The organism is Aquabacterium sp. A3 (assembly GCF_038069945.1).
Lineage (GTDB): Bacteria > Pseudomonadota > Gammaproteobacteria > Burkholderiales > Burkholderiaceae_C > Aquabacterium.
Genome location: NZ_JBBPEV010000001.1, coordinates 1,189,831 through 1,213,452, shown reverse-complemented (window position 1 = coordinate 1,213,452; position 23,622 = coordinate 1,189,831). Strand labels below are relative to the sequence as shown.

At 65.0% G+C, this 23,622-nt stretch carries 18 protein-coding genes; 13 read left to right on the top strand and 5 right to left on the bottom strand.

The features are described 5' to 3' along the window. The 7 genes from wecB to WNB94_RS05300 are packed head-to-tail and all read left to right on the top strand — an operon-like array spanning position 1 to position 8,575. The gene (gene wecB, locus WNB94_RS05330; RefSeq protein WP_341388888.1) at positions 1-1,137 is read left to right on the top strand and encodes a non-hydrolyzing UDP-N-acetylglucosamine 2-epimerase; all 1,137 of its coding nucleotides are present in this window, start codon (positions 1-3) and stop codon (positions 1,135-1,137) included. Continuing rightward, the gene (gene wecC / locus WNB94_RS05325) at positions 1,138-2,358 is read left to right on the top strand and encodes a UDP-N-acetyl-D-mannosamine dehydrogenase (protein ID WP_341388887.1); all 1,221 of its coding nucleotides are present in this window, start codon (positions 1,138-1,140) and stop codon (positions 2,356-2,358) included. Between the two features lie 38 nt (positions 2,359-2,396). Beyond that, positions 2,397-2,585, top strand: coding sequence for a hypothetical protein (locus tag WNB94_RS05320; protein WP_341388885.1), 189 nt, complete (start codon positions 2,397-2,399; stop codon positions 2,583-2,585). Next, complete coding sequence (locus WNB94_RS05315; protein ID WP_341388884.1) at positions 2,578-3,882, top strand: putative O-glycosylation ligase, exosortase A system-associated; 1,305 nt, start codon at positions 2,578-2,580, stop codon at positions 3,880-3,882. The genes WNB94_RS05320 and WNB94_RS05315 overlap by 8 nt, the downstream gene beginning before the upstream one ends. Next, positions 3,879-6,128, top strand: coding sequence for a polysaccharide deacetylase family protein (locus WNB94_RS05310; RefSeq protein WP_341388882.1), 2,250 nt, complete (start codon positions 3,879-3,881; stop codon positions 6,126-6,128). Before WNB94_RS05315 ends, WNB94_RS05310 begins: the two co-directional genes overlap by 4 nt. 37 nt (positions 6,129-6,165) lie before the next feature. Next, positions 6,166-7,092 (top strand): hypothetical protein, encoded by a 927-nt coding sequence (locus tag WNB94_RS05305; protein ID WP_341388880.1) that lies wholly within the window; start codon positions 6,166-6,168, stop codon positions 7,090-7,092. Between the two features lie 10 nt (positions 7,093-7,102). Further along, entirely contained in the window at positions 7,103-8,575 is a 1,473-nt protein-coding gene (locus tag WNB94_RS05300) for a lipopolysaccharide biosynthesis protein (RefSeq protein ID WP_341388879.1), read from the top strand. Positions 8,576-8,618: 43 nt separating this feature from the next. On the opposite strand, the gene WNB94_RS05295 is transcribed toward WNB94_RS05300, so the two are convergent. Further along, positions 8,619-11,165: a hypothetical protein gene (locus WNB94_RS05295; protein WP_341388878.1), complete on the bottom strand. Its 2,547-nt coding sequence runs from the start codon at positions 11,163-11,165 to the stop codon at positions 8,619-8,621. Positions 11,166-11,377: 212 nt separating this feature from the next. Continuing rightward, positions 11,378-12,751, bottom strand: a complete 1,374-nt coding sequence (locus WNB94_RS05290; RefSeq protein ID WP_341388877.1) for a hypothetical protein — start codon at positions 12,749-12,751, stop codon at positions 11,378-11,380. A 121-nt stretch (positions 12,752-12,872) separates the two neighbouring features. Between WNB94_RS05290 and WNB94_RS05285 the strand changes: the two genes are divergently transcribed. Further along, a complete protein-coding gene (locus tag WNB94_RS05285; protein ID WP_341388876.1) occupies positions 12,873-14,378 on the top strand; it encodes a right-handed parallel beta-helix repeat-containing protein in 1,506 nt (501 codons plus the stop codon). A gap of 63 nt (positions 14,379-14,441) precedes the next feature. Further along, positions 14,442-15,467, top strand: a complete 1,026-nt coding sequence (locus WNB94_RS05280; protein WP_341388875.1) for a GNAT family N-acetyltransferase — start codon at positions 14,442-14,444, stop codon at positions 15,465-15,467. Here the strand turns inward: WNB94_RS05280 and WNB94_RS05275 are convergent. From WNB94_RS05275 to WNB94_RS05265, 3 genes are read right to left on the bottom strand one after another with little or no spacing between them, the layout of a single operon-like run. Beyond that, positions 15,436-16,353 carry a hydrolase 1, exosortase A system-associated gene (locus WNB94_RS05275; protein WP_341388874.1) on the bottom strand — a complete coding sequence of 306 codons (918 nt, stop codon included), beginning with the start codon at positions 16,351-16,353 and terminating at the stop codon, positions 15,436-15,438. The genes WNB94_RS05280 and WNB94_RS05275 overlap by 32 nt on opposite strands. Beyond that, entirely contained in the window at positions 16,350-17,228 is an 879-nt protein-coding gene (locus WNB94_RS05270; RefSeq protein WP_341388872.1) for a serine aminopeptidase domain-containing protein, read from the bottom strand. The genes WNB94_RS05275 and WNB94_RS05270 overlap by 4 nt, the downstream gene beginning before the upstream one ends. Before the next feature lie 12 nt (positions 17,229-17,240). Next, positions 17,241-17,498: an acyl carrier protein gene (locus WNB94_RS05265; RefSeq protein ID WP_341388871.1), complete on the bottom strand. Its 258-nt coding sequence runs from the start codon at positions 17,496-17,498 to the stop codon at positions 17,241-17,243. Between the two features lie 66 nt (positions 17,499-17,564). On the opposite strand from WNB94_RS05265, the gene WNB94_RS05260 reads away from it, so the two are divergent. The 4 genes from WNB94_RS05260 (at position 17,565) to WNB94_RS05245 (ending at position 23,621) form a co-directional block, all read left to right on the top strand. Beyond that, positions 17,565-19,163 (top strand): acyl-CoA ligase (AMP-forming), exosortase A system-associated, encoded by a 1,599-nt coding sequence (locus WNB94_RS05260; protein ID WP_341388870.1) that lies wholly within the window; start codon positions 17,565-17,567, stop codon positions 19,161-19,163. Then, entirely contained in the window at positions 19,150-20,367 is a 1,218-nt protein-coding gene (locus WNB94_RS05255; RefSeq protein ID WP_341388869.1) for a pyridoxal-dependent decarboxylase, exosortase A system-associated, read from the top strand. The genes WNB94_RS05260 and WNB94_RS05255 overlap by 14 nt, the downstream gene beginning before the upstream one ends. A gap of 5 nt (positions 20,368-20,372) precedes the next feature. Further along, positions 20,373-22,163, top strand: coding sequence for a hypothetical protein (locus tag WNB94_RS05250; RefSeq protein WP_341388868.1), 1,791 nt, complete (start codon positions 20,373-20,375; stop codon positions 22,161-22,163). Between the two features lie 69 nt (positions 22,164-22,232). Continuing rightward, positions 22,233-23,621, top strand: coding sequence for a TIGR03013 family XrtA/PEP-CTERM system glycosyltransferase (locus WNB94_RS05245; protein WP_341388867.1), 1,389 nt, complete (start codon positions 22,233-22,235; stop codon positions 23,619-23,621). Position 23,622: the final 1 nt, after the last annotated feature.

The window sequence follows — 23,622 nt, the reverse complement described above, 5'->3', positions numbered from 1 at the left end:
ATGAAAGTGATGGTTGTGTTCGGAACGCGGCCCGAGGCCATCAAGATGGCTCCATTGGTCAAACGCCTTCAGGCCACGCCGGGCATCGAGACCCGCGTGTGCGTGACAGCCCAGCACCGGCAGATGCTGGACCAGGTGTTGCGCTTATTCGAGATCGAGCCTGACCATGATCTGGACATCATGAAGCCCGGTCAGGATCTGTACGACGTCACCACCAACATCCTGCTGGGGCTCAAGCCGGTGCTGCAAGCCGAGCAGCCAGACTGGGTGCTGGTGCATGGTGACACCACCACCACGCTGGCCACCAGCCTGGCGGCGTTCTACGCCCGCATCCAGGTGGCGCACGTGGAGGCGGGCTTGCGCACGGGCAACAAGCTGGCGCCGTTTCCTGAAGAGATCAACCGCAAGGTGACGGGGGCCGTGGCCGACCTGCACTTTGCCCCCACCGAGGCCGCCCAACGCAATCTGCTGAAAGAAGGCGTGCCGCCTGCCACCATCCACGTCACAGGCAATACCGTCATCGATGCCTTGCTGGAGGTGGTCAGCCGCCTGAAAGAACAGCCGGCCTTGCGCAGCGAGCTGGATGCGCGGTTTTCGTTCCTGGATGCAGCCAAACGGTTGATTCTGGTGACCGGCCACCGCCGCGAAAACTTCGGCGACGGGTTTCAGAACATCTGCCTGGCCCTGGCAGACCTGGCGGAGCGGCACCCCGACATCGAGGTGCTGTACCCGGTGCACCTGAACCCCAACGTGAGGCAACCGGTCAATGACATTCTGGCCAGCAGAGGGCTGTCGAACGTGCACCTGATCGACCCGGTGGACTACCTGCCATTTGTGTACCTGATGGACCGGGCCTACCTGATCATCACTGACTCGGGCGGCGTTCAGGAAGAAGCCCCCTCTTTGGGCAAACCCGTGCTGGTGATGCGTGAGACCACCGAGCGCCCCGAGGCCGTGGACGCCGGCACCGTGAAGCTGGTGGGCACGGACCGCGCTGTGATCGTTCAAGAATGCGAGCGTTTGCTCACTGACTCAGGGGCTTACACCACCATGGCGAAAGCCCATAATCCGTACGGCGACGGGCAGGCTGTGGGCCGCATCGTCGAAAGTCTTCAAAACATGCGCAGGAGCTGCTGAATGCCGCGGGAATTTCAGAAAATCATCGTCATGGGGCTGGGCTACATTGGCCTGCCCACGGCGTCGATGCTGGCCACCAAGGGCCACACGGTGGTGGGGGTGGATGTCAATGAGAATGCCGTCAACACCATCAACTCGGGGCGCATTCACATCATCGAGCCCGATCTGGACATCCTGGTTCGATCGGCCGTCAACAGCGGCAACTTGCGTGCATCGCTGGTGCCTGAGCAGGGCGATACCTTCATCATCGCGGTGCCCACGCCATTCAAGCCCGAGGGTGACAACCCCAAGGCGCCAGACCTGTCGTATGTGGAGGCGGCCACGCGCGCCATCGTGCCCTTCCTGCAAGAGGGCAATCTGATCATCCTGGAGTCCACCTCGCCGGTGGGCACCACCGAATTCATCGAGCGCATCGTCGTGGAGATGCGCCCTGAGCTGGGTGGCAAGGTCTACGCGGCACACTGCCCCGAGCGCGTGCTGCCAGGCCACATTCTGCGAGAACTGGTGGACAACGACCGCATCATTGGCGGCACCAGCAAGGCGGCCGTTGCCAAGGCCAAAGAGCTCTACAAAACGTTTTGCAGTGGCGCCATCCTGGAAACCGACAGCCGCACGGCCGAGCTGTCCAAGCTGGTCGAAAACTCTTTCCGTGATGTCAACATCGCTTTTGCCAACGAGCTGTCGCTCATCTGTGACCGCCTGGGCATCAACGTGTGGGAAACGATTGCGCTGGCCAACCGCCATCCGCGCGTGAACATCCTGCAGCCAGGCCCCGGCGTGGGCGGGCACTGCATCGCGGTAGATCCTTGGTTCATCGTGTCAAGCGCGCCCGAAACCGCCCGCCTGATCCGCACCGCGCGTGAGGTCAATGACCACAAGCCGCATTGGGTGATCGAGCGGGTCAAGGCCAAGGCAGAGCGCTTCAAACGCCCGGTCATCGTCTGCATGGGCCTGACCTTCAAGGCCAACATCGACGACATGCGCGAATCGCCATCCCTGGAGATCGCGCAAGATCTGCTGGCCGCGGACATCGGGATCGTCAAGGCCTGTGACCCCAATGTCGAGCCTGGCAAATCGCCCGTGCCCCTGGTGGACATCAGGACGGCGCTGCAGGAGGCCGACATCCTGGTGTTGCTGGTGGATCACGCCGAGTTCATCGAAATCGACCGCGAGCTCATCAAGGACAAGGTCGTGATCGACACGCGTGGCATCTGGCGCTGAGCATGGCGGTGTTTTGACGAGCTTGCGAAAGGGTTGATGTGGTCGAGTCCATCATCTTTGTGGGCATGCTGGTGTTCATCTACGCGCTCATGTTTGATTCAGCCAAGATCACGGGCGCCCGCCCTGACAAGCGCCCCATGAAGCTGTTTGACTTCACTCGGCCCCCCTTGAATGCGAAGGATGACAAGCGCTCCAAGGGCAAGCGCGAGGGTGTTCGGCGTGCGTGACATTGCCATTGCGCTGTTTGCCCTGGCCCTGCTGCCCCTGGCGTTGCGAAACTCTTTCGTGGCCGTGATGATGTGGTGCTGGGCGGGCCTGATCGGCCTGAACGGGCTGAGTTATGGCTTCATGACCAGCATCGGTGTGGTCCAGATCTTCGCGATGATTGCGCTGGGTGGCATGGTGGTGCGCAAGGAGTTCGTGGGGCTGCGTGACCACATGCACGGCTTTTCGATCATCCTGATCCTGATGATCGTGCATGGACTGGCGTCTGCCTCTTTGGCCTATCCAGGCCTGGACCGCAACTGGGAGCTGTTCAGCAACATGCTCAAGACGGCCTTGTTGTGCCTGGTGTTGCCTCTGTTTCTGGTCAGTCGTGATCGCATCAACATCTTTGTGTTGCTCATCGCGAGCGCCATCAGTTACCACGGTGTGCTCGATGGCCTGAAGTACCTGTCCAGTCTGGGTGGGCACAACGCGGCTGGCATCCCCAAGTTCGGCGACAACAACCACTACGGCATGATGCTGGTGATGGTGATTCCGCTGTGGGCCTACCTGTACCAGTACGCGTCGTCAACCTGGATGCGCTGGATGAGCGTGGGCGGGATGTCCGTCATGACGCTGGCGGTGCTGGCCACCGACTCCCGCGGCGCATTGATCACGGTCATCCTGGCGGCCTTCTGGATGCTGATGTTCAGCAAGCGCAAGGTGGTGGGGGCCGTGGTGGTCTGTCTGGTGGCGGTGAGTGCGTTGTCCCTGGCGCCCGACGACTGGTTCGAGCGCATGAACACCATCAAGACGGCCAACGAGGATGCGTCGTTCATGGGGCGTGTCACGGCGTGGAAACGTGCCAGCGCCATTGCCCTTGAAAACCCCGTCTTTGGCGGCGGCTACCACGCCGGCCAGGCCTGGTCGATTTTTGAGCAGTTCCGTTACAAGCCTGGTTTGCTGGGCATGTACGAAACGCCCGATGTGCCACGCCCTGCCGCGTCTCACAGCATTTATTTCGAGGTCATGGGCGACCTGGGTTTTGTGGGCCTGGCGTTGTTCCTGATGTGCATGGTCACTCCCTTCCATTACTGGCGCAAGATTCTCGCCATGGTCAAGAAGCGCCCGGTGGAGTTGGCATGGGCACGGTCCCTGGCGGTGGCCCTGTCGGCCAGCATGATCGCCTACCTGGTGGGGGGATCGGCCCTGAGCGTGGCGTACTACGAAGTTCCTTACTACATCATGACGGCCATGTTCGTTCTGTATCGCCTCATCTCTGCGCAGGTGGCTGGCCAGCCTGGAAGGGTGAAGGCATGATGAAGCCCCTGTTGCGATGGCTGAGCTCGGACAAACTCACCATCCTGGCCTTTCACGGCGTACCTGCCGTGCCTGACCCGCTGTGGCCGGACGACGTGGGCCTGGCGCAGCTGGAGCAAACTCTTGTGGCCCTGAAAGGTGCGTTCACGTTTGTGCCACTGAGTGAGGGGCTGCAACTGGTTCGTGCGGGGCGTTTGCCCAAGGGGGCTGCGGCTGTCACCTTCGATGATGGATACCCGGGCTGGTGCGAGGGCGCGGCTCCGTTGCTGGAGCGGCTCAATGTGCACGCCACGTTTTTCGTCACCACAGGCCAATTGGGTGGCGCTGCACTCTGGACGGAGCGACTCAGGTACGCCTTGACCCGTGCAGACGTCGGTGTCGACCTGCGATCGGTGCACGCAGAGGTGGGCGCCATCGATGGCCGACTGGCCAGTCGCCAGCTGGTGTTCAATCGCCTCACCAAGCGCTTGAAGTACACCGATCAGGCCGACAGAGAGCAGTTGCTGTGTCGCATCGAGCGGGCCTGCGGCGTACCCACGGCGGGCGAGGCAGGCGCCCTGGCCAGCCAGTTCACCCCCGACGATGTGCGCAGCTTGCATGCCCGTGGGTTTGGGGTGGGCGCACATTCGGTCAACCACACCGTGCTCAGCCATTGCTCGCCCGACGAAGCATGGCAGGAATGCGAACGCAGCAAGGCCACGCTGGAGCAGATCATTGGCGCCACGGTGGACGGCTTTGCCTACCCCAACGGCCTGCCGGGCAAGGATTTCGCTGCCAGCCATGTGGACATGCTGCGCAAGCTGGGCTACCGCTACGCCGTGACCACCGCGTCTGGCTATGCGCACACCGCGTCAGATTTTCTCGCCTTGCCACGGTTCACCCCCTGGGGGCCCAGCGCCTGGCGCATGCATGGTCAGTTGCTGCGCAACCTCGGGCACCGACCGCAGCCCCAGGACAACCTGGCCCAGCGTCCGTCGCCGGCCGAAGCAGGCAAGCGCGCCATGATGGTGGCCTTTCATTTTCCGCCGCAGTCGGGCAGCAGCGGGCTGCTGCGCACCTTGAACTTCACGAAATACCTGCCTTCCCATGGCTGGGAGACCACGGTGTTGACGGCCCGACCGTCGGCCTATGTGCGCACGTCGGCCGAGCTGGTGGCAGACATTCCCGCACGGTGTCAGGTGATCCGTGCTGGCGCACTGGACGTGGCGCGAGACCTGTCATTTCGCGGCAAGTACCTGGGTGTGATGGCGCTGCCAGACCGTTGGGCCAGCTGGTGCTGGGGGGGCGTCCGTCAAGGGTGGCGCTACCTCAACTCGGCATCGGGTGCCACCGATGTGATCTGGAGCACCTACCCCATTCCCACGGCACACATGATCGCCAGCGTGCTGGCCCGGTGGACGGGCAAGCCCTGGGTGGCCGATTTCCGCGACCCGATGACCGCCAGCGGCGACGACCTCACCGGGTTGAAGGGGTGGGTGTGGACCCGACTGGAGCGGCATGTCATGCACAAGGCCGATCGCTGCGTTTTCACCACCGAAGCCGCGGCGGCCGATCATGCGGTGCGGTACCCGCATTTGCGTGACAAGTTCAGGGTGGTGGCCAACGGGTATGACGAAGAAGCCTTCTCCCAACTGAAGCCCCAACGTCCTGGTGTGAGCGACGGCACCGTGCTGATGCTGCACAGCGGGGGCATCTATCCTGAAGAGCGAGACCCCTCAGCCTTCTTCGGGGCTGTCAATGCCTTGCTCCAACAGGGCCTGTTGCAACGCGATCGCCTGTGCATCCGGTTCCGGGCCAGTGGCCAGGAGCAAAGTCTCAAGGCCTTGGCTCAGGCGCATGGTTTGGCCGACGTCTTCGATGCCGCACCGCCCATCCCTTACCGAGAGGCCGTCTCTGAGATGATGGGGGCCGATGTGTTGTTGCTGTTTCAGGGCCATCAGTTCAACACGCAGATCCCCGCGAAGGCTTATGAATACCTGCGGTGTGGACGCCCGGTGCTGGGGCTGGTCGATGCGAAGGGGCAGTCGGCGGCGTTTCTGGCGCCGTTCAAAGCCACCTGGCTGGCCGACATCGGCACCAGCAGCGACATTGAACAGGCCCTGAGGCAATGGCTTGCGGCCATCGCAGCCCCCGAAGCCCTGTGCGCCGCCTTGAATGACAACATGATCAGCATTCAGAGCCACTCTCGTGCGGCGCAGGCGGCACGACTGGCCGCGCTGTTCAACGAGTTGCCAACCGGGCGTTGAGCGCCAGAGCCTTTACTGACCACATTGCGAGTGATTCATGAGTCTTCGTTATTACCTCGATGAGGCACAGAACCGCTGGCGCAAGGCCCGCTTTTTCAAGCAGGCCGACGCCATCTTGCACACCCCGGTGGTGACTTGTGCATCAGCAGGGCCCATGGTCTTGTCCATGGTGCATCACCGCGATGTGCTGACCTACCTGCTGGCCATCAAGAGCTTTGCACGGGCCTTGCCTCCGTCCAAGGTGGTGGTGGTGGCTGACCCGACCATCACCCCCGATGATCGCAAGGTCTTGCAGCAGCATGTGCCCGGCATCGAGATTCGCGATGCCGCCGAGTTCCGGCGACCCGGTGTGCCCGTGGGCGGCACCTGGGAGCGGCTGATGGCCATTGCCTGCCTGTCTCAGGACCACTACGTCATTCAACTCGATGCCGACACCGTGACGCTGGCCGATGTGTCTGAGGTGCGGGAGTGCTTTGTTCAGAACGTGTCCTTCACCATCGGCACTGGCGATCTCCAGTTGCCGGTGCCCGTTGGCGCGGCGGCCCGCTGGGCACGGGGCATGATGAAAGGCTTGGCCCAGCCTCACGTGCAATTGTTGTGCGAGGCGCAGGTGTGTGCCGCTGCGGCCGCTGGCGATGAGCGCAAGCACTACGTGCGCGGTTGCTCCGGGTTCGCGGGATTCGCCCGTCAGGCCATCAGTGAGGCCGACGTGGTGGCCTTGTCCGAGCGCATGCAGGCGGTGCTGGGAGAGGCCTGGTCGCGTTGGGGCACCGAGCAGTTCTCGTCCAACTACCTGATTGCCAACGCGCCTGGTGCGGTGGTCTTGCCCCACCCGATGTACACCACCCCCAACCGCATGGGGCCGTACACCGTGTTTGTGCACTTCATCGGGTCACAGCGCTTCACGTCAGATGCCTATCTCATGGCCTTGCGCAACCATCTGACGTCTGCACGGGCGTCGTGAACTGATTCAGATGTCGCAAATTCGCAAGGCGCTTGCGCTGACGTTCCTGTCCACCAACGGCGCCACTGCGGTGCAGTTTGCGGTGACTTTGGTGCTGGCTCGCTTGTTGAGCCCGGAAGAGATCGGGATTTTTTCGATCACGGCCGTGGCCGTGTCGATTGCCCAGTTGTTTCGTGATTTTGGTGTCGCCAGCTATTTGCAGCGAGAGGCTGATCTGACCCGCCAGAAGGTGGCGACGGCATTTGGCGTGTTGTTGTTCTCGTCCTGGGTGATTGCGCTGCTGGTGTTTCTGGTCAGCGGACCACTGGCCCGTTTTTATGGCGAAGCCGGTGTGCAGGACGTCATGGAGGTGCTGGCGCTGGGGTTTGTGTTCATTCCATTCGGCGCGGTGACGCACAACCTGCTCACCCGCGATTACCGTGCGAAAGAGCAGGCGTATGTGCGGGTGGCGGGCACGTCGGCTTACGCGATCACGTCGATCGGCCTGGCGATGATGGGGCACGGCTACATGTCCATGGCCTGGGCCAACCTGGTCAACATCATCGTGACGGCCTTGGCCTACTGGCCGTTTCGCCCAGCCACCGCTGCGGTCTGGCCCAGCTTGAAGGGGTGGCGCAGCGTGGTGAACTTTGGCGCTGCGGCCACCTTGGGCAACAGTGCCAACGCCATCAACAACGCCTTGCCAGACATCGTCCTGGGCAAGATCAGTGGCCCCCATGATGTGGGCCTGCTCAGTCGTGGCACCGCCATCACCAACCTGCTCAATCAGGTCATCGGCCCCACGGTGTCTTATGCGGTGTTGCCTCTGCTGTCCAGGGTGCACCACAGCGGTCAGGCTCTGAGCGGCCACCTGGCCAAGGCCAGCAGTTACATCACGGGGTTGATGTGGCCCGCCCTGGTGGGGACGGCCTTGTTTGCTGAGCCCTTGATTCGTTTTTTGTACGGGCCTCAGTGGGTGGCCGCGGCCGAGCCCGTTCAATGGCTGGCGCTGATGCTGGCGCTGATGAATCCGTTCACTTTCCATGGCACCGCCTTCATTGCGTTGGGCCGCCCCATGTTGGCGGTTTGGCCGACGCTGGCCATGCTGCTGGCGCGTGGCGTGGCCATTTTCTGGGTGTATGACGGCACCCTGGTGTCGTTCGCCCTGGCCCTGTGCCTGGCCGCTGTCGGGGTGTGGCCCATCCAGCTCTGGATGCAGTCGGCCATCATTGGTTTGCGTGCCCAGCCATTTGTGCGTGCGCTGGTACCCAGTGCCATCGTGACCTTGTTGTGCTCGGTGTCGGCCCTGGCAGTGCAGGCGCTGACCCAGGGCCACGCCGATGGTGTGATCCTCATGTCGGCGTTTGTGCTGGTGGGTCTGACCTGGCTGCTGTCCGTCTGGTGCTGTCGTCACCCGCTGCGCCAGGAGCTGGAGATGATCTTCGCCAAGTGGCCCTGGCTGGCGCGTCGCTTGAAGATCGATCAACCGTCGGCTTCGTCATGAAATCAGCGCGGGCGTGAGCCTCGCGCTGCTTCCTTGGCCGAAGTCACTGCTCCGGCACGAGCGCCCAGGTCGGGTTCGTCAGGAACGAGGGCCGCATGTCGGGCGTGTAGTTGTTGACGAAGTTGTTGTGCGCCGTCAGGGCAGAGGGGTGGCCTGCGGTGTGAGCGGCCGCCAGCATGGCACGGGCATTCGCTGCGTAGCCATTGGGTGCGGTGGGCGAGCCGTTCACGGTGGTGAAGCTGCTGCACTCCACATTGCCAAAGTTGCGCTTGAACAAGCCGTCCCAGGTGCTCAGGTAGTTGTTGGTGGTGGCATCCCGCAGCGACAGGTAGTAAGCCGGCGCCTGCTGCATGCAGTACTGAGGATGGTTCTCGAAGCGGCCCACTGCAAACTTCGTGATGAAGTTGAAGAAGGATTGGGCCTCGTCGCGGTAGCCGTCGTTGATCAACTGCGACACGACGATGGTCATGAAGTCCTGCTGCCACGGGGCGTTGGTGCCGCCCACTTCCATGGCGCCCAAGGGGGACACGGCGCTGGAGCCTTCGCTGTACTGGCTGGCATACCAGTTCAGGTTGTTCAGCAGCTTGCTGTGAAAGTATGAGCGAGAGGGGTGGTCGTCGGGCAGGGCACGGGCGGCCTCTCCGATGGAGCGCAACGCCCAGGCCTGGCCACGCAACTGGTCGGAGTTGATCAGGCCTTGACTGCCGCCACGGTAGCCCGGGTTGACGATCGCCATGTTCCAGGCGGCCCAGAAGGTGATCTCGTCCAGGTAGAAGACATCGCCAGTGATGAGGTAGGGCACGAAGGCGAACGAGCCTTGGTGTGCCGTGTCGGGACTCCAGTCCGTCTGGCTGTACGTCATCGAGGGCAGCGCGTCCTGGGGCGTGGCCGTGCCGAACTTGGCGGTGACGCCAGGGCGGCGATCCAGATTGAGTGGCAGGTCGTCTTCGGCATCCCGGTAGTGGATGGGAATGCCCGCGGCGGCATCGGCGTTGACCAGCATGGACTGCTTGGCGCGTTCGTCCTGGGTGATCAGGAACAGGGCCGTCCAGCGCGGGTAGGGGCCGATTTCTGCTCGGGCACCCGTGGTGCCGAAGTAGCGCAGGATGAAGGCGTTGCCCATCAGGCTGGTGTCGCTGTTGGCGAGGCTGGTTTTTTCGCTTTCCAGCACCGAGTCGGGGATGGGCAGGGTCACGTCATAGTTGAACAGCACCTTGGAGCGCGCCAGGTAGGGGGCGTGGTGGGTGACACGTGCCATCGGCTCGCTGCCCTGCCAGAAGATTTTGTGCCAGCGCGAATGATGGTTGTGGGTGAACGCAGGCTGGTGCAGGACCACGTTGTTGTTTTGCTTGACGGTGAGTTCGTAGGTCAGGTTGCCGGGATCAGGGTTGTAGGCCCAGTTGTTCTCGATGACCATGTCGGTGCGCGCCCGCGCGCCACCGTCATACAGGCGCACATGCAGCCGCGCCGTCAGTTGTGGGTGGCTGGTGTCCGTGCCTTCTTGCTTGAACGGCAAGACCAGGGTGTATTCGTTGGCCAGGGGGCCGCTCAGGTGCTTGCGGGCGTTGGTGGCCACGGCGCTGGCCAGCGCACTGGCGGCGCTGACGGTCCAGTTGCTGGGAGCGCCGAAGCTTTGAATGGATTCAGTGGAGAACTGTGCAGGACCGGTGTAGGTGGTTTCGATCTGGAACGCGCCGGTATCTGGCGACCTGGTGGTCAGGTAGATGTTCTCGTAAGCGCCCATGGGTCGGATTGACCGAAACACGGACTGGCTGTTGTTGTTGATCTGGGCATGAAATGCCTCGGCGATCTTTTGAAAGTACTGAAACCCCGAGCCCGACATGTCGCTGGTGATCGTGACGTCGTAGCTCTCGGTTTGCTGCCCGTTGCGCAGCACCAGGCGCATGACCTGCCCCACATTGAAGGGCGTGGCGCGGTCACCGAATTGCACCCGTGTGACCTGCGGCTTGTAAATGCGCGCCGAGATGTCGAACGAGTAGTTGCTGACGTTGGGGGCGACCGCCGATGCTTTGGGCAGGTTGCTGCGGTACAGGTTGACGATGCGCCGTTCACCGGCCTGCACGTTGCTCAGCGATGAGCTCAGCACGGCAAACCGCACCGAACCGTCGCCGCGTGTCGAGACAGCGTCCATTTGCAGTGGCAGCGTGCCGCCATTGCCATCCCGGGCGATCAGGGTTTGGCCGTTCGTGAGATCTCCAGGCCGAAACACCTGCCCGAACGTCACCGGTACGGTGGACTGGGCAGTGCTGGCGCTGGAGGTGGACGCCACCTCCACACAGGTGATGGCGCCAATGGCGCAATCAAAAGGCTGAGGCCTGACCTCAAGGGCCTGCTCTTGCGGCTGCACCGTGGGCGCAGGGCTGGCCACCTGGGGGGTGCTGTTGCTGGAGTTGCTGCTGCTGGTGTTGCTGCTGGACGAGGGGCTCTCGGCCTCCTGGCTTTGAGAGTTTGCACCGGTGGCCGCCGCCGTGGTCGGGCTGTCATTGCTCGCGCTGCCGCCTCCCCCGCCGCCGCAGCCTGCGAGCAACAAGAGACACGAGGTCAGAACAGAAATTTTGGTTACAGCCATGACTGCACGTCCATCAACAAAGTGAGGCGATCATAGCCAGCGAACGGGATGCCTCATCGTGCAAAGTGGCGCCCCCGAAAAGAGTTTCGAGTGGTTACATCCTCGGGGTTGCCGGGAGATCCCCTGAGCATTGAAGCCGGCGGCCATGGGGTGCCGTACCGGCAGGGTTCTCACTGAGCAGATGTGTCGCAAAGGCATCCCTGGATATGCCTTCAGCGTGGCTGCACACGCCAGCCAGCGGGGGTGCGGCTGAGGTTGAACTGGGCCCGCATGTGATCGCAATAGGTTTCTCGAACCAGGAAAACATCGCCCTCGGGCAGTTCCTGGCCGCGCAATGTGTCACACAAGGCGGCGCTTCGGGTGGGCAGCAGGCCGGCCGCCTTGGCCGAGTTCAGGGCGCCCAGTGGCGTGTAGTCCGCCAGGATCAGGGCGCCGTCAGGGGTGTGGGCCAGTTGCTGCTGCACAAAGACGGTCGCCGACTGATCAGGCATGTAAGGCACCATGAAGTAGCGAACATCGTCTCGCGGCGGCGTGGACACGGCATGAGTGGGGGGCTTCAACCATCCCATCTGGATGCTGCCCCAAACCAAGGTGAGCAACAGCGGGCTCGTGAATGCCGCCACGCGGCCCACCCAGACCCAGGCGTGACTTTTGCCCTGAAACATGGCCTGCAGCCGAACGCACCCGAGCAGCGCCAGCATGGCCGCACCGGGCAGGAAGAAGGTGTAACGGTCGCTGACGGCGTAGCTCATGGCGAACAGGGCGTTCATGGCTGCGGCGATCCAGAGCACGCGGGTTCGGGCGTCCTGCCAAAGGGGCCACAGGCCTGCAGCCTGGAGCCCCAACAAGGACAGCACCCAAATGGCGACGTAGCTTTTGTCGCGCCACATGAGGTCAATGCGAAGAAACGCGCGCTCCCAGTTGGCGCTGGCGGTGGGGCTGTGGCCGGTCAGGTAGTGCCTGATCACGTCGAACAGCGCCTTGCCCGTTCCCAATTCATGCATCAGGGCCGGGTAGGCTGGTGCCAGGCCGATCAACACGCCCGGGATGATCCACCACAGTTGCGTGCGCACACGCACCAGCATCCAGACGTACAAGGGCAGCAAGACCACCAGGGTGAGCTGGTGTGTGGTGACGGCCAGCCCGGTGAGCAAGCCCAGAGTGATCAGCCGTCTGGCCAGTGACCAGCGCAGGGTGTCATCGAAGCACACCCAGTGGGCGGCCAGCACCAGCAAGAGGTGCAGGCTGTAGACCTCGACCTTGCTGCCCACCCAGAAGCAGCAGTGCGCCAGCGTGGCGCACACCGCTGCGATGCTGGCCCAATCCTGGTTGAGGCCCAAGGTGCGCCCCAGCCGGAACAGCGTCCAGGTCAGCGCCAAGGCCAGCGCCGGATTGATGTAAGCCACCCCCCAGGAGCCGAACGCCTCGTGTACCAGCCGAGTCAGCAAGTGGTAGGTGGGGTGAGACAGGGCGCCCAATCCGGGCGAGAACACCGGACCTTGCGAGGCTTCGTGAATGAAGTAGCCGCTGTCGGCCCACTGGATCGGCCCGGCCACCACCAACGCGAGCCACAGGGCTGGCAGCAATAGAAACGCAAGTCTGGCAACGGTGAGGGGAGGCTCGTGGTGTGGCATGGGGTGCGGTAGGAGATCAGGCGCAGGTGCGTGGGTCGACGCTCACGAATGGCGTCGTCATTTTGCACTGGCCGTGTACCCCCCGATGGTTCAGCCGGCCCTGAAAGCCATCAGAATCGGGGGCCATGCGCCACCGGGTGGTGCGGTGTGGGTGTTCTACAAGGGGGCGTTGAAGGTGAGAGGTCGTTGGTGGTGGTGGGCCACAGCCGCTGTGCTGGCCCTGTGGATGCTGCTGGCTGCAAGTGCCCCGGTCGTTTGGTCTGTGGTGTTTCGCGGTTACGCGCCCATCGAGGTGTTTGACCACGTGGCCAAGCGCCTGAGCGGCCATCCCAAGCTGGAGTGGGTGGCCAACCCGCCTTTGGGCTGGCTGGCGGGCTGGTTTGGCGCCACGCCTGCATCCGTTCGGCAGCAATGGCCGTTTTCGGTGCCACCTTTGGATTCACGCTCTGATGCGAAGGCTGCGGTTGCTTTGCCCACCATCCAGGTGGTGCGTGGCAACCAGATCATCCGGGTGGCCAGCCTCAAGGAGGCGGCTCGCGTGGCGGTGTCCGGCGACGAAATCCACCTGTCTGCTGGAGACCACCATGGCGAGACCGCCGTGTTCAGAGGCAAGAGCGTCGCCATCAAAGGTGTGGGTGGGCTGGCGCGCTTGCATGCCCCGCGCAGCCTGGCCGAAGGCAAGGCTCAGTTGGTGTTGAGCAACGGGCAGTTTCGGGTCAGCCACCTGGCGCTCATCGGGGCGCGGGCACCCGACAAGAACGGGGCTGGTATCCGGTTTGAGGGTGGCACGCTGCATGTGGAGGACTGTGTGTTCTGGGGGGCTGATTCAGGCATCCTGACCACCAGTGACACGGAGCGCCACGCTTCGACCGTGACCGTCGAGCGCAGCGAGTTTGGCTATCTGGGCCATGGCGACGGGTACTCGCACGCCTTGTACGTGGGGCGACTGGCCGAGTTGCGGGTGGAGGCGAGCTATTTTCACCACGCGTTTGTGGGCCACCTGCTGAAAAGCCGTGCGCGTGTGAACCACATTGCCTACAGCCGTTTCACCGACGAGGAGGGCGGGCGTGCCAGTTATGAACTGAGCTTTCCGAATGGGGGCGAGGTGACGCTGACAGGCCTGATCGTGGCACAGTCGGCCAGCACCGAGAACTCGCTGTTGGTGTCCTATGGTGAAGAAGGCGATGTGTGGCCGGTGAACCGTTTGACGATGTTGAACAACACCTTGGTCAACGGCTTGCCCTACGGAGGTCGCCTGCTGAGGGTGTCAGGGGCCTTGCAAGGCGGGCTGGTGTGGAACAACCTGGTGGTGGGCGCGGGAACCTGGGCGTTGCCTGCTCAGGTCAACGTTGGCAACAACCTGCATGCCGAGTGGGATGAACTGGTGGCGCCATGGCGGGGCGACTTCAGGTTGGCAAACCCGGATCGCCATGGGTGGCTGCGCCCGCAGGGGGTGAAGGGCAGCGAGGCGATGTTGCTGCAACGACAGTATGTGCACCCCCGCCGTGTGTTGCCGCTGAGCGCCCCGGACCCTGCCGCTGCGGTGGTCGGGGCATTGCCGCCTGCGTCGGCCCCATGATCGATCTCTATGGGAGGCATTGGGGAGACAATGAGGGCCCATGATCAGCCACGACGGTTTGCAGTGACCTGGCCTCCAGCGTTCCAGAGTCAGACTTGGTTCGAGTTGCTCTTGCAGTGCGGGCTTGAGCGGCCACCCGTGGGCGTGCATGCGCTGCACCTGATGACGACGGACGGCCAGTTCCAAGCCCACCTGCCCTGCATGCAAACCCACCCCCGCGGGCACCTGCGCTCCCTGAGCAATTACTACGCAGGCTGGTATGGCCCCGTGCTGGCGACTGGTGGTGATCTGTCGGTGGTGGATTGGGCAGCGGCCGCGCGCTTGGCGGCCCGCTTGCCTGGCGCCTGGATGATCGAGATGGCCTCCATGGGCGCCGACGATGCCTGGGTGATGGCCTGGCGCAGGGGATTGGCGAGCGCGGGTTATGTGACCGACACCTATTTCAGTCATGGCAACTGGTACCTGCCGCGTGCGCCGTGGCGTGACTTTGATCATTACTGGCAGGCCCGCCCATCCAAGTTGCGTCACACGGTGGACCGGGCCCGCAAGCGACTGGACCGTGATGCCGACTGGTCACTGGAGATCATTCGGGATGATGCGGACCCCCTGGCGCTGGCACGGGGCATCGAGGCCTTTGAGGCGGTGTATGCAGACAGCTGGAAATCGGCCGAGCCCAACCCGGCGTTCATGCCGTCGCTGATGCGCGCGGCGGCCAGCGCAGCCTGTTTGCGCCTGGGGGTGTTGCGGGTGGGGGGCGTGGCGGTGGCGGCCCAGCTGTGGCTGGTGGATGCGGGCAAGGCCTGCATCTACAAGCTGGCTTACCGTGAGGATGCGGCCCGGTGGTCGGCCGGTTCGGTATTGACGGCCGCCTTGATGCGGCACGTGATCGAGGTGGACCAGGTTCAAGAGGTGGACTACCTGATGGGCGACGAGCCCTACAAGCGCGACTGGATGACGCACCGGCGTGAGCGCATCGGGCTGGTGGCCTTCCGCTGGCGAGACCCCCGTGGCTTGTGGGCCTGTGCCCGTCACCACGCGGGCCGCTGGCTGCGCCGGCTCAAGTCGCCAGCGACGCCAGCCAGCGGCTGACGGCCTGCTCCAGCGCGTCGTGGGTGTCTGGCGTTGAGCAGGTGTGGTCTGCATGGCGCAAGGCCTGCCATTGCAGTGAGGCCGCCTGGGCGGGCGGCGTCCATGCCGGGTCTTGTCGCACGCTGGTTTCAAATTCCTGGCCGGTGGTGTCGTGCTGGCTGATCAACACCAGCCTGTGCCCCTGGAATCGGCACCAGCCTTGTCGCATGCGTTCCTGGAAGGTGGCGGGCGTGGGCGCGTGGTGGCCGCCTGCGCGCAGCAGGTTGAGGCCCAGGTCGCGCAGTTGAGGCCAGCCCACCTGACCGCTCAGCACTTTTTGCCAGAAACTGGCCTGGCGCAGCCGCTGGAGATAGTGGTGCTTCAGGTGCGTGCGTGCCAGGCTGTGCGCCGACCGCACCCAGGGGTTGATGAGGCACAGGCCGTCCACCGCCGTGCTCTGAGGGCGGGCCTGGTGCATCAGTGCCACCGAGGCCCCATCGCACAGGCCCAACAGCACCAGGCGCCGGGCCTCGGGGCAGTGTTGCTTCAGCAGGTTCAGGGCGCGCTCTGCGTGCCCGGCCAGTTGGTCAAAGGGCTGCACCGTGCCGGTGGCGTCGCCCAGGCCGGGCCAATCAAACCTGAGCACGGCGTGGCCTTGCGTCGCCCAGGCCCGGGCCAGCAGCACGAACTGGCGATGGGCACCCACCCGGCTTTGAGCACCGCCACCCAAGATCACCACCCCCAGGCCCGAGGCCGGGGTGCCGTTGGCGGGGGTGCTGAGTGTGGCGATGCCGTGCCAATCGTGTGGCGAGTGGCCGTCTGTGAACGACAGCCAGCGCTCCTGGCAGCCCGGCCAGTGCCGAAAGCTCACGGTGCGGCTGGGCGACGACGGTGGTGGTGGGTTCATGGCGCTTGCATCGCCTCCAGGGTGGCGGCCAGCAAGGCGGGGGCATCCTGGGTGCCGTGGTTCAGCCAGAAGCTGGGTGCCTGCACCGCCAGGGCCTGCGCCTTCCATCCCTGGTCGGCCACGGCCGCTGCGTGGTGTTGAGCCGCCACGCTGGGGGTGGCCGGTTTGCCCTGGCATTCCAGCCACACCCAATGGCCTTGGCCGGCCGGCGTGGGGGCCTTGAAGGCGCGCAGCTCAGCCGCCCAGCGCGGGGTGATGGGGTAGCCGCCCAGCGAGACGGTTTCGTGCATCAGGCGCTCTGCCGCATTGGCACCCGAGCCCGAGCTTGGGGCATCGGCCGTGGCGGGGGTGGCAAGCCATTGGCGGGCGGTGTCCAGGCGCAGCCACTGCTGCAACTGTTGTCTGCCCTGGGTGATGGGTTGCCACCACAGCACGTTCAGCAACTTGCCCGACCCGTTTGGGGTGCTGTCTGGTGCGGTGTTCAGCTCGGCGGCCAGTGCCGCGGACAGCATCGCACCGCCGCGCACGCCCCACAGCCACAGCGGCACGTCGGGGTCCTGGTCGCTGGAGGCGTCCCGCAGGGCCTGCAGTGCCGCCTGGCTGTCGGCCAGCCAGTGCGGCCAGCCCAGGTCGGCCAGTCGGCCATCGCTGTCGCCCGTGCCGCTCAGGTCAAAACGCAGCACGGCAAAGCCGGCTTGCGCCATCTGCCGGCAGGCCAGGGCGCACACACGGTGGCAGGTGTTGAACTCTTCGGCCAGCGCCGGCAGCAGCAGCACACGCCCACGACAGGGCCGAGTGGCCGGGGGGTGATACAGGCCAAACAGCACGCCGTTGGGGCCATCCATGGCCAGGACCTGGCCAGCGTGGGCGCTCATGGCCGCACCTGTTCAGTCCACCGGGTTCAGGGCCTGCTGAACCAGCGTCAACAGGCTGCCCACGGTGGCGAAGGTCTGCGCGTGGAGGTCGGCGTCATCGAACACCACGCCAAACTGTTGCTCCAGGTGGCTGACCAGGGCCACGGCCCCCATCGAGTCGAGCTCGGGCAGGGCGCCCAGCAAGGGCGTGTCAAGGTTGAAGCGCTGTGCTCGCCCCTCAAGTTGCAGGGCGTCATCCAGGGCATGCAGGAGTGGGGGCAGAAGATCCATCGTGGGACAGCGGGGCGTGTCTGTGGCGGCCAAAGGCGGGCGCACCTTCACTTACCATTGTGAACCATGAGCGCGGCCCCTGATCACCTGTGGAGTGTGCCTCCGATCCTGCTGCACGACCTGCCGCGTCGCGCGGCTGGCTGCTGCCCGGACGCCATCGCCCTGCGCACCGGTGAGGCGTGCTGGACCTACGGCCGCCTGCAGTCCCGCATCGAAGCATGGGCCCACACCTTGCGGTCCGCGGGCCTGCCGGCGGGCGCACGCGTTGCCGTGCTGGTGGACAAGCTGCCCGAGACCGTGGCGGTGTGTTTTGCCGTCAGCCGGGCGGGCGGGGTGCTGGTGCCGCTCAACCCCTTGCTCAAGCCGGCGCAGGCCTTGCACGTGATTCAGGACGCGGGCGCCTGGGCGCTGGTGGCCTTGTCGCCACCCTCGGTGTCGGCCTGGCTGTCGGCGTGGCCTGCGCCTGCGCCGTGTCGGGTCATGGGGCCAGATACAACGCCAGATGCAACCCCAGATGCAACCCCAGATGCAACCCCAGGGGCCCACTCAGACCCTGTGGCCGACCCGTCCGTGGTGGACACCGACCTGGCCGCCATTTTCTACACCTCGGGCAGCACGGGGCGTGCCAAAGGTGTGATGGTGTCGCATCGCAATCTGGTGGCCGGGGCGGGCAGCGTGGTGCGTTACCTGGGCAACCGGGCCGACGATGTCTTGCTGGCCGCGCTGCCGCTGTCGTTTGACGCGGGCTTCAGCCAGCTCACCACCGCATTCATGGTGGGGGCGCAGGTGGTGCTGCACCACCATGTCTTGCCGCGCGACACCTTGTTGGTGATGCAGCAGCACGGTGTGACCGGGCTGACGGCGGTGCCCCCGCTCTTGGCGCAACTGCTTGCGCAGCCCTGGCCGCCCGGCGCGGCCGACCGCCTGCGGTATTGGGCGTGCACGGGAGGGCGGGTGTCGTCGTCCTTGCTGACGGCCATGCAAGGCGCTGCGCCTCAGGCTTTGCCTTACCTGATGTATGGGCTCACCGAGGCGTTTCGCTCGACCTACCTGCCGCCTGACCAGGTGGGGCGACGCCCCGATTCCATGGGCAAGGCCATCCCGAACGTCGAGGTGCTGGTGCTGCGACCGGATGGCAGCCCTTGTCACCCGGGCGAGGTGGGCCAGCTGGTGCACCGCGGGCCCCTGGTGGCCTTGGGCTACTGGAACAATCCGCAAGCCACCGCCGAGCGCTTTGGGCTGTGGTCGCCCAGTGGGCGCCCTGACCTGGGTGAGCGCGTGGTGTTTTCAGGCGATCTGGTGCGGCAAGACGCCGAAGGCTATCTGTACTTCGTGGCCCGTGGCGACGACCTGATCAAGACGTCGGGCTACCGGGTCAGCCCGACCGAGGTGGAAGAGGTGGTGTTGTCGTGCGAGGTGGTGGCCGAGGCCATCGCTTTGGGCCATCCTGACGACGTCTTGGGCAGCGTGGTGCGGGTGGTGGCCACTCGGCGGCCGCAGGCCCCGGTGGACGACGCGGCATGCACCGATGTGCTGATGAGACACTGCCGCCGACACTTGCCTGGCTACATGGTGCCCCGGCTGGTGGAGTGGGTGAGTGCCTTGCCGCGCAACCCCAACGGCAAGATCGACCGACAGCGATGGAGGCTGGATGACGTGGCTTGACTGGCGCGATGGCCAATGGATGCTGGGCGATGGGTCGGTGCGCCGCCTGGCCGAGCGGGCGGGGCAGACGCCCTTTTATGTGGTGGATCGACGCCGGGTGACCGAGCGTGTGCAGGCGGTGCGGCAGGTCTTGCCCCCTGGGGTGCGCCTGTACTACGCGGTCAAGGCCAACCCCATGCCTGCCTTGCTGGGGCACCTGGCTGGCCTGGTGGATGGCATGGATGTGGCTTCGGGCGGTGAACTGAATGCCGCATTGAACGCCGGTTGCGCGCCCGCAGACGTGTGTTTTGCGGGGCCTGGCAAGACCGAGCTGGAGTTGCGACAGGCGGTGGCCGCTGGCGCGTTGTTGCATGTGGAGTCGCTGCGCGAGGTGCGCTTGCTGGGTGAATTGGCCCGGTCGTGGGGCCTGTCACCAGCGCTCGGCCCCCGGGTGGCGCTGAGGGTCAATCCGGATTTCGAGCTGCGCTCGGCGGGCATGCGCATGGGCGGGGGCGCCCAGGTGTTCGGTGTGGACGCCGAACAGGTGCCGACCGTCCTGGCCGAGGTGGCGCGCGAGGGCCTTCGCTTTGAGGGCTTTCATGTCTATGCGGGCTCTCAGATCCTGAAGGCCGAGGTGCTGGTGTCGGCGTTCGAAAGAACCCTGGACATGCTGCGCGGCTGGGCGCAGCAATGTCCCGCGCCGGTGTTGTCGGTGAATGTGGGTGGGGGCTGGGGCATCCCTTACCACGCTGGTGAGACGCCGCTGGACATCCAGGCCGTGGGCCAGGCGATGGGTCGGCTGTGGCCAGCGCTGCAGCAGGTCTGGCCCCAGGCCCACATGACGGTGGAGCTGGGGCGCTACCTGGTGGGCGAGGCTGGCGCCTACGTGTGCCGGGTGCTGGAGCGCAAGGAGTCCCGGGGCCAGGTGTTTGTGGTCACCGACGGGGGCATGCACCACCACCTGGCGGCGGCGGGTCATTTTGGGCAGCTCATACGTCGGCCGTATCCGGTGGCCTTGGCCGGCGCGGCGCCCGGCGGCCCCACCGAGCGGGTGAATGTGGTGGGCCCCTTGTGCACCCCGATGGACACCCTGGCCCAGCAGGTGGAACTGCCCCGCGCCGAGCCCGGTGACCTGGTGGTGGTGTTTCAGTCTGGCGCCTATGGCGCCTCGGCCAGCCCCCAGCGCTTCCTGAGTCACCCCGCCCCGGCCGAGATCTTGCTGTGACGGCCGTGCCGTGGTGGCCCCTGGCCCTCTCGCTGGGGGGGCTGGGGGTGGTGCTGTGGTCTGCACGCCAGCCCGTGTGGGCCATGGCCGTCGTGCTGGCCTTGTTGCCGGTGGCGCACCTGGGCGTCTGGTCAGGCTGGCGGCAGGTGGACGAGTTCGAGTTGCTGCTGACCCTGGTCTTGTTGGGCGCCACGCTCCATCGCTGGCGGGCGCCTCGGCCCGCCCATCCCGCAGGCGCGCGCGGGCCCGCCTGGTGGGTGTACGCGATGGCGGCCCTGTGGTGCCTGAGCGTGGGGCTGGCCTGGTGGCGAGCCGATGCGGGGTGGCCTGCGTGGTGGGAGGTGTTCTGGGGCGATGAGCACTCGGCTGCGGCGCCTTTGCGTGCCGCGCGCTCCACGGTCTGGGCGGTGTGGGCTTGTTGGTGCCTGTGGCCTTGGCGTGCCGAGCGCGAGGCCACCCGCCGCCTGTCCTGGGGCATGGTGACCGGGCTGGGTTGCTTGTGTGTGACGGTGTTCTGCGAGCGCCTGCAGGCGGTGGCATGGTGGGATCTGGCCAGCGACTACCGAACCACCGGCTGGTTCTGGGAGATGAACCTGGGCGGCGGCGCCATCGACGCCTACCTGGCCATGGCCTTGCCGTTCGCCTGGTGGGCCCTGACGCGTGCACGGCGGCCGCTTGGCTTTGCCGTGGGCGCCGTGCTGCTGATGGCGAGCTGGTATGTGGTGGTCACCACCTATTCCAGAGGGATCCTGGTGGTGGCCGTGGTGCTGAGCGCGCATGCGGTTTGGTGGCAGAGCCGGCAGAGCCCGTCCTCGCGGCCCGCATGGTGGCGTCCCGCCTGGCGCGGCCTGTGCCTGCTGTGGCTGGTGGAGGTGGTGTTGCTGGTGTCCATGAGCCAGCTGGCTGGGCAGCGCCTGGCGCAGTCGCTGGACGACACGGTGGGGCGCTGGCGCCATTGGCAGGCCATCACGGGCCTGATGACGGGCCCCTCCGACCTGTGGCGTGGCCTGGGGCTGGGGCAGGTGCCCGTGCAATACAGCCAGCGCCATGGGCATGCCGAGTTGCCTGGGCGCACCACCTGGCAGCCCGAAGGCGGCCACGGCCCCGCTCACGTTGAGCTTTCGGGGCCGGCCACTCGCCTGGAGCTGGCGGGCCGATGGGCCATCATGCAGCGCATTCAACTGCCCGAGGGGCTGGGGGGGCACCACGTGCATGTGCGCCTGCATGGGCGTGTCGAGCACCCCTTGCAGGTCTCGGTGGCCGTGTGCCAGCAGCACCTGCTGTACCCCATCGATTGCGCGCAAATGCAGGCCAGCTGGCAACCTGGCGACGCCATGATCACGCTGGACGGGCCGGGCTTTCGCGGCGCATCGCCCGCGGTCTTGAAGGTGTCGGTGTCGTCGGTGGCGGGTCAGTTGCGCCTGCAGCAAGTGCAGTTGTGGGCCGATGGCCAGGCCGTGCCCCTGCAAAACGCGAACTTTTCACGGGGCAGCGCCCATTGGTGGCCGGTGTCGCAGTCTTACTTTATCCCTTGGCATGTCGATAACCTGTACCTGGAGGTGCTGGTCGAGCGCGGACTGCCTGCCCTGTTGGCCCTGGCCGTGCTGATCGTGCATGGCGGCTGGCGGGCGGGGCGTGTGCCGGACGGGTGGCCCTGGGCGGGCGCCGTGCTGAGCATCGGCCTGCTGGGCAGCCTGATCAGCGTCTTCGAGTTTACCCGCGTGGCATTCCTGCTGCAGTTCCTGTTGTGGTGGACGTCCTTTTCGGGGGATGAAAGCAGGCGGCTGCGGGCGTAAGATGGAGAGTTACACGCCGTTACCCCGAGTGCGCACCGGGTTGGCGGCGGCAAACAGGGTTTGGTATCGATGATCAAGATTTTTGGGCACCACTTCCACAAGCGCTCCATTTTTCAGGTTCTCTTTGAGGCGGCCGTCTTGATGGCCGCCGCATTTTTTGCCGTGTGGTTGCAAGCCAGCATGCGCCAGCCCGACTCGGTGCTGGACAGCACGCTCACTGGCGTCTTCGTGACCGTGACCTTCATCATGGTCAACGGCACCTTGGGCCTGTATGAAAACGCCCGCTCGTACACCCGCACGGCCATGCGCATCCGGGCCCTGGTGGCCTGGCTGGCGTCGGCGCTCATCACCCTGGCGTTTTTGCTGTTGATGCCCAAGGTCATCGACAAGAGCGTGTGGCTGGTCTTTGGTGTGCTGATGGCAGCCAAGACCCTGGTGGTGCTGCAGCGTGAGGTGATGGAGTCCTTCCTGCCGTCGCGCATGACCCGCAGCCGCGTGCTGATCTATGGCGTGGGCACGCGCGCGAAGGCGGTGGCCGAATCTCTGCTGCGGTTTGACCCCAACGTGGACATCGTGGGCTTTGTGGAAAGCCCCAACGAAAAAGACCGGGTCATCGACTCGCATCCGGTGTATGGCCCCGGGCAGCACCTCTCGACGCTGGTCAACGAGCTGCAGGTCGATGAAATCATCGTGGCGCTCACCGAGCGGCGTGGGGGCAGCATGCCCATGCGGGAGCTGCTGGACTGCAAGCTCGATGGCATCAGCGTGATCGACATCGCCACCCATTTCGAGCGCAAAGTGGGGCAGATCCGCCTGGATGCGATGTCTGCCGGCTACCTGATCTTTGGCGAAGGCTTTGACCAGGGCGTGGTGCGCACCGTCCTGAAGCGGGTGGTTGACCTGACGGGCGCCATCTTCTTGCTGCTCCTCACGCTGCCGGTCATGTTGATCACCGCTTTGCTGATCAAGCTGGACAGCCGTGGCGCGATTTTCTACACCCAGGACCGGGTGGGGTTGGGCGGCAAAGAATTCAAGGTGGTCAAATTTCGCAGCATGCGCACCGATGCTGAAAAAGACGGCGTGCCCAAGTGGGCCACCGCCGGCGACAGCCGCGTCACCCGCGTGGGGCGTGTGATCCGCAAGTGCCGCATCGACGAGTTGCCTCAGTTGTTCAGCGTGCTCAAGGGCGACATGAGCCTGGTGGGGCCCCGCCCCGAGCGTCAGTTTTTTGTCGACCAGCTCACGCAGCAGATCCCCTTCTATGCGGTACGCCACAGCATCAAACCCGGGGTGACCGGCTGGGCCCAGGTGCGTTACCAGTACGGATCCACGCTGGAGGATTCGGTGCAGAAACTGCAGTACGACCTCTACTACGTCAAAAACCACTCGCTCTTTCTGGACCTGGTGGTGTTGTTTGAAACCGTGGGGGTGGTGTTGACCGGCAAGGGCGCGCAATGAC

Bases quoted from the DNA above. Each gene is read 5' to 3' on its own strand.
- wecB (WP_341388888.1), top strand. From the start codon at position 1: ATGAAAGTGATGGTTGTGTTCGGAACGCGGCCCGAGGCCATCAAGATG.
- wecC (WP_341388887.1), top strand. From the start codon at position 1,138: ATGCCGCGGGAATTTCAGAAAATCATCGTCATGGGGCTGGGCTACATT.
- WNB94_RS05310 (WP_341388882.1), top strand. From the start codon at position 3,879: ATGATGAAGCCCCTGTTGCGATGGCTGAGCTCGGACAAACTCACCATC.
- WNB94_RS05305 (WP_341388880.1), top strand. From the start codon at position 6,166: ATGAGTCTTCGTTATTACCTCGATGAGGCACAGAACCGCTGGCGCAAG.
- WNB94_RS05300 (WP_341388879.1), top strand. From the start codon at position 7,103: ATGTCGCAAATTCGCAAGGCGCTTGCGCTGACGTTCCTGTCCACCAAC.
- WNB94_RS05295 (WP_341388878.1), bottom strand. From the start codon at position 11,165: ATGGCTGTAACCAAAATTTCTGTTCTGACCTCGTGTCTCTTGTTGCTC.
- WNB94_RS05275 (WP_341388874.1), bottom strand. From the start codon at position 16,353: ATGAACCCACCACCACCGTCGTCGCCCAGCCGCACCGTGAGCTTTCGG.
- WNB94_RS05270 (WP_341388872.1), bottom strand. From the start codon at position 17,228: ATGAGCGCCCACGCTGGCCAGGTCCTGGCCATGGATGGCCCCAACGGC.
- WNB94_RS05265 (WP_341388871.1), bottom strand. From the start codon at position 17,498: ATGGATCTTCTGCCCCCACTCCTGCATGCCCTGGATGACGCCCTGCAA.
- WNB94_RS05260 (WP_341388870.1), top strand. From the start codon at position 17,565: ATGAGCGCGGCCCCTGATCACCTGTGGAGTGTGCCTCCGATCCTGCTG.
- WNB94_RS05255 (WP_341388869.1), top strand. From the start codon at position 19,150: ATGACGTGGCTTGACTGGCGCGATGGCCAATGGATGCTGGGCGATGGG.
- WNB94_RS05245 (WP_341388867.1), top strand. From the start codon at position 22,233: ATGATCAAGATTTTTGGGCACCACTTCCACAAGCGCTCCATTTTTCAG.